This is a genomic window from Streptomyces sp. NPDC050504 (assembly GCF_044458065.1).
In the GTDB taxonomy this organism is placed as follows: Bacteria; Actinomycetota; Actinomycetes; order Streptomycetales; family Streptomycetaceae; genus Streptomyces.
The window spans coordinates 715,567-726,848 of sequence record NZ_JBITHO010000005.1 but is presented as its reverse complement, the minus strand read 5'-3'; the positions used below and the strand labels follow the sequence as shown (position 1 = coordinate 726,848).

The 11,282-nt window shown below is 70.4% G+C and carries 10 protein-coding genes; 4 read left to right on the top strand and 6 right to left on the bottom strand.

All coding sequences use genetic code 11. The annotated features are described in order from the left end of the window. Positions 1–24: 24 nt before the first annotated feature. From ACIBNE_RS22300 to ACIBNE_RS22275, 6 genes are all read right to left on the bottom strand, one after another. Positions 25–1,320, bottom strand: a complete 1,296-nt coding sequence (locus ACIBNE_RS22300) for a M48 family metalloprotease (protein WP_399274061.1) — start codon at positions 1,318–1,320, stop codon at positions 25–27. A 30-nt stretch (positions 1,321–1,350) separates the two neighbouring features. Further along, positions 1,351–1,848 (bottom strand): Pycsar system effector family protein, encoded by a 498-nt coding sequence (locus tag ACIBNE_RS22295; protein WP_399274059.1) that lies wholly within the window; start codon positions 1,846–1,848, stop codon positions 1,351–1,353. After that, positions 1,845–2,870, bottom strand: coding sequence for a hypothetical protein (locus ACIBNE_RS22290; protein ID WP_399274057.1), 1,026 nt, complete (start codon positions 2,868–2,870; stop codon positions 1,845–1,847). The genes ACIBNE_RS22295 and ACIBNE_RS22290 overlap by 4 nt, the downstream gene beginning before the upstream one ends. Beyond that, complete coding sequence (locus tag ACIBNE_RS22285; RefSeq protein ID WP_399274055.1) at positions 2,867–4,948, bottom strand: hypothetical protein; 2,082 nt, start codon at positions 4,946–4,948, stop codon at positions 2,867–2,869. Before ACIBNE_RS22285 ends, ACIBNE_RS22290 begins: the two co-directional genes overlap by 4 nt. Continuing rightward, the gene (locus tag ACIBNE_RS22280) at positions 4,945–5,685 is read right to left on the bottom strand and encodes a hypothetical protein (protein WP_399274053.1); all 741 of its coding nucleotides are present in this window, start codon (positions 5,683–5,685) and stop codon (positions 4,945–4,947) included. The genes ACIBNE_RS22285 and ACIBNE_RS22280 overlap by 4 nt, the downstream gene beginning before the upstream one ends. Positions 5,686–5,800: 115 nt before the next feature. After that, on the bottom strand, positions 5,801–6,523 hold the full coding sequence (locus tag ACIBNE_RS22275) for a Crp/Fnr family transcriptional regulator (protein ID WP_399274051.1): 723 nt from the start codon (positions 6,521–6,523) through the stop codon (positions 5,801–5,803). Positions 6,524–6,916: 393 nt separating this feature from the next. Here ACIBNE_RS22275 and rpsL point away from each other — a divergent pair, with 393 nt between their 5' ends. From rpsL to tuf, 4 genes are all read left to right on the top strand, one after another. After that, the gene (rpsL, locus tag ACIBNE_RS22270; RefSeq protein ID WP_003948652.1) at positions 6,917–7,288 is read left to right on the top strand and encodes a 30S ribosomal protein S12; all 372 of its coding nucleotides are present in this window, start codon (positions 6,917–6,919) and stop codon (positions 7,286–7,288) included. Between the two features lie 2 nt (positions 7,289–7,290). After that, the gene (gene rpsG, locus ACIBNE_RS22265) at positions 7,291–7,761 is read left to right on the top strand and encodes a 30S ribosomal protein S7 (RefSeq protein WP_329118654.1); all 471 of its coding nucleotides are present in this window, start codon (positions 7,291–7,293) and stop codon (positions 7,759–7,761) included. A 39-nt stretch (positions 7,762–7,800) separates the two neighbouring features. Further along, positions 7,801–9,927 (top strand): elongation factor G, encoded by a 2,127-nt coding sequence (fusA, locus tag ACIBNE_RS22260; RefSeq protein WP_399274049.1) that lies wholly within the window; start codon positions 7,801–7,803, stop codon positions 9,925–9,927. Positions 9,928–10,076: 149 nt separating this feature from the next. After that, positions 10,077–11,270, top strand: coding sequence for an elongation factor Tu (gene tuf / locus ACIBNE_RS22255; protein WP_399274047.1), 1,194 nt, complete (start codon positions 10,077–10,079; stop codon positions 11,268–11,270). The last annotated feature ends 12 nt before the right edge of the window (positions 11,271–11,282 follow it).

Genomic DNA, 11,282 nt, shown 5'->3' with positions numbered 1-11,282 from the left:
TGGGGGTGGCCGCCCTTCGGCGTTTCAACGGGGCGCGTCGGGGAGGTGGGGGCGCAGCCGGTGGAGCCGGGTGTGCAGGTCCGCCTTGGGGGAGAGCAGGGAGGCTCCCGGCCACCGGCGGGTGCGGTTCTCCGGTTCCGGCTCCCACCACCTCGGCCCCTTCACCTCCCTCTGCTTCTCGTTCTCCCGTTCCGTGATGAACCGCTGGAGCACGGCCGCCAGGTGCGGGCCGAAGCCGTGCACCGCCGCGGCACGGTCGGCCCTGAGGTCGGCGCGGCGTCCCAGCGCGGCGCTGAGCCAGGGGAGCGGCAGCAACAGCAGGAGCCACGGCAGCAGGAGGACGGTCAGTACGGCGGCCACCACCGCGGCCGCGATCAGATGGCGGCCGGTCCGCTCGACTCCGGTGCTGCGGCGGGCCGCGCGGCGGTAGCTCCAGCGCAGTGCGTACCAGGCGAGCCGGGCGGGCAGGCCGTACCAGAAGTTGAGCAGGGCCGCCCAGCTGTGGCCCGCCATGTGGCGGCCCAGCTCGTGGGCGAGCACGGCGGCGAGCTGGCCGGGCGGCAGGCGCAGCGCTGCCGATGTCACGGACACCAGATGGCCGGCGGTGGCCTGGACGTTGAGCTCCTCGCTCTCCTTGACCCACAGCTCGTAGGCGTCGGCCTCGGTGCCGAAGCGGGCGGCCACGTCCCCCCACACCCGGCGGAGCAACTCGTCCTCCACCAGGGAGGGCGGGCGGTGGCCGAAGACGTGCTGGGCCAGCAGCGATTCGGTCCTGCGGTGGAAGACCAGGACGCCACTGAGCAGCCAGGCGCCCGCGAGGCCCCACACCGGCAGGCGGGTCTGGGCCCCCACGGCGTACGCGAGCCCGATGACCACCAGCAGGCTCGCGGCGGCGAGCGGCAGTTGGAGCACGAGGGAGCCGAGGGCGGTGAGGTCGGCCCCGCGGCGCCGCTCGGTGAGGTGCACCCGGCCGCTGGGCAGGGGCATGTCGTCGCTCTCGGCGGGGTTCCGTGCCGGGGGCGGCTCCGGCGCGGTGAAGGTGGCGGGCACGGTCCACCGCAGTACCGGATCGGGATCGGAGGCGCGGGCCGCCGCGGGCGGAGACTCGTGCGGGAAGGAGCGCTGTGGCAGGTCGCTCAGGTCGATCCCGGGGATCCCGGTCTCGCCGGGGCCGGGGCCGGGGCCGGGGCCGCGCTGGGCCGGGATGCGGGGAATCCGGCGGTGGGCGGGAGGCTCGGGATCGGGAGGCTCGGGATAGCGGGGCGGTTCCTGCGGGTCCTGTGCGGGTTCGGTGCGGGCCGGTCCTTCGGGCTTGGACATGGTGTTCCTTCCCTGAACGGTCGACGTGCGCTAGCCGATGAGGAGGGCGGACGGCAGCAGAGCCGATGCCGTGCCGAAGGCGACGAGCGCCACGCGGATCGACCGGTGCTTGCGCGCCGCGATGCGACTGGTGCCGGCGAGCGCGGCCACCAGGGGCGGGAAGGGGTCGCGATCGGCCTCGGTGAGGGCGGAGGCGAGCGAGCCGCTGTCCGCCGCGCGCCGGATGTCCTCGAAGTAGCCGAGCGGCATGCCCGGCTCCCAGGCACTGCGCCGGTGCTGGGGCACGACGGTGAGGAGCAGGGCGAGGAGGGACACGGCGAGCGCGCCGATCCCGCCCCACCACAGCAGCGCCGCGAGGGGCGACAGTCGCGCGGGCGTCCAGCCCTGGCCGACGAGGAGCCCGCCGAGCAGCCCCACGAGCATGGTGATGGCCCCGACCAGCACGGCGGCCTTGCTGTCGGCGCGGCCTATCTCGGTGCGGACCTCGGAGAGCAGGCGCGTCGCGGACGACGTCTCCGCGCCGTTCACGACGCGGCTGCCCGTTCGAGCGACTTGTCGGGTGCGGGAGGCGCGGCAGGGGCTTGGGCCAGCATCTTGCGGAACAGTTCCAGGACGAGCTTCTTCGGCTCTTCGAGCTGGTACTTCTCCAGACCTCCGCCCGCGAGCACCTGGTCCATGAGCCGGAGCTGGTAGTCGACCTTGCGTATCTGGTCCTGGCGCAGGCTCTCCACGACCAGCTTGGTGTCCTCCGAGTGCTCGGACAGGTGGACGAGAAGGGCGCCCAGGCCGCCCTCGGCCAGGTAGTGGTGGTAGAAGGCGATCTTCTGTTCCTTGATCGCCTGTTCCTGGGCCGCGCGCAGCACCGCCACCTCGTGCTCGGGACCGGCCGCGACGGCGTCGTGCCCGGCGGTCCGCAGCCGCTCCTGATGGGTCCGTACCCCGGCGTCAGGGCGCAGCGAGACGGCACCCTCCCAGCGCAGCCCCCGCCCGGCCAGCAGGTCGGCGGAGCCGTCGACCACCTCCTGCACGCGGGCCTCGGCGCCGGCGCACTCGGAGATCGCGAATGCGCGGGTCACCGGGCGCAGCAGGCGCAGGACCGTCTGCCCGAGCAGTGCGGGCACGTCCCGCACCTGGCTGACGACGCAGCGCTCCGCGTCGACGACCTGCCAACTGAGGTCGAGGGACGCCTCGAACTCGAAGCTGGCGTTCTCGCTGGGCAGTGCGAGGTCCAGCCGCCAGGGATGGCTGCCGAGGTCCACCTCGTACGCGGTGGCGCGGGCGTGCAGGCCGAGCGGGCGACGGGGCGGCAGGTACGTCTCGTACGAGCCCTCCGGACTGCTGAGGACCAGCGCGCAGTCCTCGCGGCCGAGGTACCTGCGGCCCAGCAGCTCCAGGCGAGAGACGCGGCGGACGGTCAGCACGGGGTCGGTGAGGCCGGTGGCGCGGCGGACCGCTTCGCGCGCGGGGGCCGGGCCCTCGGGAAGGGCGTCCTCGTGACCGGGGAACGGCGGGGCCTGCTCGTGGGAGGCGGGTCCGGGGCGGTTCGTCATGCTCGGCTCCTCTCGGGCTCTTCGACGGGTGCGAGGGCGGCGCGCAGCCGCTGGGTGACGGTCAGCAGGCCGCTGTCCGCCTCCCTGGCCGTGCGCAGCAGGTGATCCAGGCGCAGCAGATCCGTGGGGCCGGTGACGAGGGCCGGGAGGAAGACGACGAGCGCCGACGCGGTCTGCTCGTCCCGCTCCGCGACGCGGATCCAGTCCAGGAGGGTTCCGAGGGCCCGGTCGGTGTGGGTGCGGCCGCTGAGGGCCGCTCGCCAGAGCGCGACGACGAACCCGTCCTCCGGTGCCTCCGGGTCGTGCAGGGCCTCGGTGAACCACTGGAGCACGAGGGGCCGCCCGGTGCCCTCCTCGTACTCCCCGCACGCCAGCGCGAAGGCGCGCAGCGCGTGGTTGCACATGACCCAACCGTCGCCGAGAAGCGGGACGAGCCTGCTCAGCACCGGACTCCGCGCCGAGAGCAGCAGCAACTGGGTGGCTTCGGCGAGCAGTTCGGTCTCTTCGGGGCCGTCGCGGTCCTGGCGGACGGCTTCCAGGAGCGTGTCCAGGGACTTCTCCGGTTCGGTGGCGCCGAGCAGACCGAAGACCCGGACGGCGGTCAAGCGGCGGGCGGAGTGGGAGCTGGTGCACCAGTCGTGCAGGATGCGGCGTACGGCGGGCACTTTGAGCAGGGTCGAGAGGGCCAGGGCGTTGGCCGCCGCGAGCCAGTTCCCGTGGCTTCCGTCCGTCGCCCAGGGCTCGATCAGGTGGGCCATCGCGGACGGCAGATCGGCGTCCACGAGCACGGCCGCCGCGGCCGCCGCCCGGGTGCGCACCAGCGGACGCCGGTCCACTGCGAGTTGGCGCAGCCACCGCACCAGGGCCGTCCGCGCCGAGGGATGGACGTTCCAGACGTTCTGGAGCAGGGCCTCGGCCGCCCGCTCCTCCTCGAACGACGCGGCGTGGAGGGGGACCGGACCCCACTCGGTCATCTCGTCCCGTACGAAGCCCTCGGCGCGGGCGAGGGAGAGCCGACTGGTCAGCGAGCTTCCGAAGATCGGGATGCGGGGCGGCTCGTGGGGGTTGGCGGTCTTCTGGAGTTCGACGAAGAGGCTGTCCCCCAGCTCCGCCGTGATCGCGTACGGGGCACGGTTGAAGACCGCCAGGGAGATCAGGAACGCCTTGTCGCGCAGCTCGATGGCCGCAGACGTCAGCCAGTGCTCCACCTGGTCCGCGAGCGCGGAGCCGACGAACTCCCCGAGCCTGGCCTCGTTGATCTCGCCCCGGTGGTGGGCCGCGAGCTGCTTGGCGAACCTTCGGGTCTCGTCCGGGAGGCGCGTACGGGAGAGGAACTCGGCGACCGGCGCGAGCGGGCGCAGCGCTTCCCAGGCCGCCTCGCCAACGAGGTGCCGCGTGTGGGAGGCGAGCACCACCTCTGCGGGCGGCGGCTCCCACCGTACGGACGGGAGTTCGGCCAGGAGCGCCGAAGGCTCGACGGTGATCACCAGGAGGCCCCGGTGGCGCCGCAGGCGCTCGCGGACGTCCAGCAGGTGCGCCTGCCGCAGCGGCCTGCTGCGGCTGATGGCGAGGTTGCAGGCCACGGTCCCGGGAGAGGCGTCGAGCGCCTCGGGCAGGGAGGCGGGGGTGATGCCGTCGTCGAGCTGCCGGACGGCGTTCGCGCCGAGCCGCCGCAGCAGCATCAGGGCGGCGGCGCGGCGACCGCTGCCGTGCCCGCCGACCAGGATGACGACCCGGTCCTCGCGGAGCTTCGCCAGGGCTTCCGCGAAGCTGGGGCACTCGCTGAACACCTCGGCGAGTTCGTCGACGGTCCCGGGGTCGACCGGCCCGGCCACCACGGCCGGGGCGCCGGTGCCCCCGAGATGGAAGTTGAGGTCGCCGTGGACGACGCCGCCTGCCACGCCGTACTGGTTGCCCTCGACGAGCCCGCCCATGAAGTCGGGGGCGTGGTCGATCAGGTCGCGGCGGGCCGCCCAGGCGGGCTGCCGCTGGACGGTCTCCTTGGCGTCCCCGGAGTCCTGGTCCGCCGCGTCGGGCCCCTGCTGCGCCCGCTCCTCCTCCTGCGGCGCCTCGCTCACCGGCCACCGCCCCGGAAGTCGAAGTTGAGGTCGCCGCGCACCTCTCCGCCCGCGACGCCGTACTGGTCGCCGCCGATCTGGACTCCGCCGGTCTGCGCCGCGCCGCCGGGCGGGGCGTCGGCTGCCGCACCAGCGGCGGGCGTGCCGGGCGACGGGGACGAGGCCGGGGGTGGAGCCACCCGGTACAACCAGGCCGTCGCCTGGCCCTCCTTGGTCTCCGTGGTCAACCGCTGGAACAGCTCGGGGCGCACGCCGTGGTGGCCGTGGCGCACCACGCCCTGGTAGACGCCGTCCGAGACGCACAGGACGCTGCCGTCCTCGGTGGCCTTCAGCGCCTCGCGCAGGGGCTCCGCGTCCAGGAGGCGGAAGGCGTGGTTGAGGTCGGTGCCGACCCAGCGGTCGCCCTGTACGGCGACGTATCCCGCGGCGAGCACGATGCGCAGACGCATGCGGGCGCTGGCCGCCATCAGCCGGTTCTTGTCGTGCAGCAGCATCGGGGTCTCGGTGAGCAGCGACTTCACCAGGACGGAGACCGGGACGTGGGCGTCGATGAGTTCGACGACCGCGTCGCCGCGGTCGGCACGCAGCCGCGCCGACGCGCCGACTCCGGCCGCCGCGAGGGTGGCGTCGGCGATGTCGTGGAGCATCCGTTGCAGGAAGGCCTGCTCGACGTCGTCGCGCGCGCCGAACTTCTCGATGTCGAAGAGCAGGATCGTGCGGTGCAGGGGCTCGGCCATGTCTGCCTCTCGCTCGGGGCGTTCGTGTCCCGAGCACGCTCCCGTGCCGGGCCCCGAGCCACGAGGGCGGATGACGCGGACGAACTGTGACGGCGTGCACAGACGCCGGGCGGCGTCAGGAGCCGGGAGCGGCGCCGCGCGAGATCCGGTGCAGTACGTCGGGCCGCACGATCACGAGGCGTCGTCGGCTCGTCACCACGGCCTGGCGGTCGCGCAACTCCTTCAGCAGGCGCGCGACGGCTTCCCTGGAGGCTCCGATGGAACCGGCGATCTCGTGCTGGCCCAGGGGCACGGTGAGTTCGATGCCCGCCCCGGTGCGCCGTCCGTGGGTGCGGGCGAGTTCGAGCAGGAACGCGGCGAGGCGCTCCTTGACCGTGAGCGCCGCGGTCTCCAGCCTCCGCTGGTCGCCGGAGCGGAGTCGGTCGGTGGCCAGGCTCAGCAGCTTGAGCGCCACGTGGGGCGTGCCCTGGAGGAACCCGGTGAACCGGGACTGCTCGATGGCCACGGCATCGACGTGCTGCAGGGACGTGACGGTGGCGGCGCGGGGCCGGCCGCTCAGCGCGGCGCCCTCGCCGACGATGTCACCCGGGCCGCGCAGGGCCAGCAGGGCCTCGTAGCCGTTGACGGCCGCCGCCGTCACCTTGGTCCAGCCCCGCAGGATGAGCAGGACGTGCGTGGAGGGCTCGTCCTGGTGCATGACCACGCAGCGCGGGGGATAGCTGAGCCCCCGGCCGAGGGCGAGCAGTCCGCTGCGGTCGGCGGGTTCGAGCCTGGCCAGAAAGGGAACCTGGTCGTCCAGGCCGCCCCCGTCGTACGTACGCACCTGGATCCCGGCCATGTCCCGCCGCCCTCGTGTCGGTGGTGCCCCTATCACGACTCCGTGACCCGCCAAAGTACTGGAGGGTCCTTTCCGGGAGGCGCGGAACGATCAGCTTCGTGACCTTTCCCGCAGGGCCGTCGGGGGTGTCGGCGCGCTGACGCCCGGCGCGTCGGGGTGGACGGCATTTGTTTTGACCGAACTGGATGCGATAGGTACGCTCAGACCTTGTGCCTGGGGTGTGCCTGGGCTCCTGTGCGTGTCTTCAGCCGCACGGCGAGTCCACGAACGGCCACCGTGATCTGCGCGTCCCCTGCCTTCGGCAGGACTCCGCAGTATTCGACACACCCGACCGCGTGGGTCGGCGATGTTCCAGGTTAGTTTCACTGACGGCACACAGAAACCGGAGACGTAGTGCCTACGATCCAGCAGCTGGTCCGTAAGGGCCGGCAGGACAAGGTCGAGAAGAACAAGACGCCCGCGCTCGAGGGTTCGCCCCAGCGCCGCGGCGTCTGCACGCGTGTGTTCACGACCACCCCGAAGAAGCCGAACTCGGCACTCCGTAAGGTCGCGCGTGTGCGTCTGACCTCGGGCATCGAGGTCACGGCCTACATCCCGGGTGAGGGACACAACCTGCAGGAGCACTCCATCGTGCTCGTGCGTGGTGGCCGTGTGAAGGACCTGCCGGGTGTTCGCTACAAGATCATCCGCGGTTCGCTCGACACCCAGGGTGTCAAGAACCGCAAGCAGGCCCGCAGCCGCTACGGCGCCAAGAAGGAGAAGTAAGAATGCCTCGTAAGGGCCCCGCCCCGAAGCGCCCGGTCATCATCGACCCGGTCTACGGTTCTCCTCTGGTGACCTCGCTCATCAACAAGATCCTGCTGGACGGCAAGCGCTCCACCGCCGAGCGCATCGTCTACGGCGCCATGGAAGGCCTCCGCGAGAAGACCGGCAACGACCCGGTCATCACGCTGAAGCGCGCGCTTGAGAACGTCAAGCCCGCCCTTGAGGTCAAGTCCCGCCGTGTCGGTGGCGCCACCTACCAGGTGCCGATCGAGGTCAAGCCGGGCCGCGCCTCCACGCTGGCGCTGCGCTGGCTGGTCGGGTACTCCCGCGCGCGTCGCGAGAAGACCATGACCGAGCGCCTGATGAACGAGCTCCTCGACGCCTCCAACGGCCTGGGTGCCGCTGTGAAGAAGCGCGAGGACACGCACAAGATGGCCGAGTCCAACAAGGCCTTCGCGCACTACCGCTGGTAGTCGCAGCCCACATCGAGACCGAGAGAAGACTGAAGCCTTATGGCTACCACTTCGCTTGACCTGGCCAAGGTGCGCAACATCGGCATCATGGCCCACATCGACGCGGGTAAGACGACCACCACTGAGCGGATCCTGTTCTACACCGGTGTGTCTTACAAGATCGGTGAGGTCCACGACGGCGCAGCCACGATGGACTGGATGGAGCAGGAGCAGGAGCGCGGCATCACGATCACGTCTGCCGCGACGACCTGCCACTGGCCGCTCGAAGACGTCGATCACACCATCAACATCATCGACACCCCGGGTCACGTCGACTTCACCGTCGAGGTGGAGCGCTCCCTGCGTGTGCTCGACGGTGCCGTGACGGTGTTCGACGGCGTGGCCGGCGTCGAGCCGCAGTCCGAGACGGTGTGGCGTCAGGCCGACCGTTACGGCGTGCCCCGCATCTGCTTCGTCAACAAGCTCGACCGCACCGGCGCCGAGTTCCACCGCTGCGTCGACATGATCGTGGACCGCCTCGGCGCCACCCCGATCGTGATGCAGCTGCCGATCGGTGCCGAGGCCGACTTCCAGGGTGTCGTCGACCTCGTCACGATGAAGGCGTTCGTCTGGTCCGCCGAGGCGGCCAAGGGCGAGGCGTACGACATCGTCGACATCCCGGCCACGCACACCGAGGCTGCCGAGGAGTACCGCGGCAAGCTGCTCGAGGTCGTCGCCGAGAACGACGAGGCCATGATGGAGCTGTACCTGGAGGGCCAGGAGCCCACCGTGGAGCAGCTGTACGCGGCCATCCGCCGCATCACCATCGCCTCCGGCAAGGGCGGGGACACCACGGTGACCCCGGTCTTCTGTGGCACCGCGTTCAAGAACAAGGGCGTTCAGCCCCTGCTCGACGCCGTCGTGCGCTACCTCCCCTCCCCCCTGGACGTCGAGGCCATCGAGGGCCACGACGTCAAGGACCCGGAGCTGGTCGTCAAGCGCAAGCCGTCCGACGACGAGCCGCTGTCGGCGCTGGCGTTCAAGATCATGAGCGACCCGCACCTCGGCAAGCTCACCTTCGTCCGCGTGTACTCGGGTCGCCTGGAGTCCGGCTCCGCCGTCCTGAACTCGGTGAAGGGCCGCAAGGAGCGCATCGGCAAGATCTACCGCATGCACGCGAACAAGCGTGAGGAGATCGAGTCGGTGGGCGCCGGTGACATCGTCGCCGTCATGGGTCTGAAGCAGACCACCACCGGTGAGACGCTGTGCGACGAGAAGTCGCCGGTCATCCTGGAGTCCATGGACTTCCCGGCGCCGGTGATCCAGGTCGCGATCGAGCCCAAGTCCAAGGGCGACCAGGAGAAGCTGGGTGTCGCCATCCAGCGCCTCTCGGAGGAGGACCCCTCCTTCCAGGTCCACTCGGACGAGGAGACCGGCCAGACCATCATCGGTGGTATGGGCGAGCTGCACCTCGAGGTGCTCGTCGACCGCATGAAGCGCGAGTTCCGCGTCGAGGCGAACGTCGGCAAGCCGCAGGTGGCGTACCGCGAGACGATCCGCAAGGCCGTCGAGCGCGTCGACTACACGCACAAGAAGCAGACCGGTGGTACCGGTCAGTTCGCCAAGGTGCAGATCGCGATCGAGCCGATCGAGGGCGGCGACGCCTCGTACGAGTTCGTGAACAAGGTCACCGGTGGCCGCATCCCGAAGGAGTACATCCCTTCGGTCGACGCGGGTGCGCAGGAGGCCATGCAGTTCGGCATCCTGGCCGGCTACGAGATGACCGGCGTCCGCGTCATCCTCATCGACGGTGGCTACCACGAGGTCGACTCCTCCGAGCTCGCCTTCAAGATCGCCGGTTCGCAGGCCTTCAAGGAGGCCGCGCGCAAGGCGTCCCCCGTGCTCCTCGAGCCGATGATGGCCGTCGAGGTCACCACGCCCGAGGACTACATGGGCGACGTCATCGGTGACATCAACTCCCGCCGTGGCCAGATCCAGGCCATGGAGGAGCGCAGCGGCGCTCGCGTCGTGAAGGGCCTCGTGCCCCTCTCGGAGATGTTCGGCTACGTCGGAGACCTCCGCAGCAAGACCTCGGGTCGCGCAAGCTACTCGATGCAGTTCGACTCCTACGCCGAGGTTCCGCGGAACGTCGCCGAGGAGATCATCGCGAAGGCCAAGGGCGAGTAACTCTTCCGAGTTCACGCTTTAGGCTTGACACCATCCGCCGGGGTCACGGTCCCGGACCGGGCCCCGTGCCCCGGCGGCTGGCTTCCCAGCAAAGATCACCCTGGCGCCGATGAAGCAAGGCGTACAGAACCACTCCACAGGAGGACCCAGTGGCGAAGGCGAAGTTCGAGCGGACTAAGCCGCACGTCAACATCGGCACCATCGGTCACATTGACCACGGTAAGACGACCCTCACGGCCGCCATTACCAAGGTGCTGCACGACGCGTACCCGGACCTGAACGAGGCCTCGGCCTTCGACCAGATCGACAAGGCTCCCGAGGAGCGCCAGCGCGGTATCACGATCTCGATCGCGCACGTCGAGTACCAGACGGAGTCGCGTCACTACGCGCACGTCGACTGCCCGGGTCACGCGGACTACATCAAGAACATGATCACGGGTGCCGCGCAGATGGACGGCGCCATCCTCGTGGTCGCCGCCACCGACGGCCCGATGCCGCAGACCAAGGAGCACGTGCTCCTGGCCCGCCAGGTCGGCGTTCCGTACATCGTCGTCGCCCTGAACAAGGCCGACATGGTGGACGACGAGGAGATCCTGGAGCTCGTCGAGCTCGAGGTCCGTGAGCTCCTCTCCGAGTACGAGTTCCCGGGCGACGACCTGCCGGTCGTCAAGGTCTCGGCGCTCAAGGCGCTCGAGGGCGACAAGGAGTGGGGCAACACCGTCCTCGACCTGATGAAGGCCGTCGACGAGTCCATCCCGCAGCCCGAGCGTGACGTCGACAAGCCGTTCCTGATGCCGATCGAGGACGTCTTCACGATCACCGGTCGTGGCACCGTCGTCACCGGCCGCATCGAGCGTGGTGTCCTCAAGGTCAACGAGACCGTCGACATCGTCGGCATCAAGACCGAGAAGACCACCACCACGGTCACCGGCATCGAGATGTTCCGCAAGCTGCTCGACGAGGGCCAGGCCGGTGAGAACGTCGGTCTGCTCCTCCGTGGCATCAAGCGCGAGGACGTCGAGCGCGGCCAGGTCATCATCAAGCCCGGTTCGGTCACGCCGCACACCGAGTTCGAGGCCCAGGCCTACATCCTGTCGAAGGACGAGGGTGGCCGTCACACCCCGTTCTTCAACAACTACCGCCCGCAGTTCTACTTCCGTACCACGGACGTGACCGGCGTCGTGACCCTCCCCGAGGGCACCGAGATGGTCATGCCGGGCGACAACACCACCATGTCGGTCGCGCTGATCCAGCCGGTCGCCATGGAGGAGGGCCTCAAGTTCGCCATCCGTGAGGGTGGCCGGACCGTGGGCGCCGGCCAGGTCATCAAGATCACGAAGTAATTCGTGGTGTGA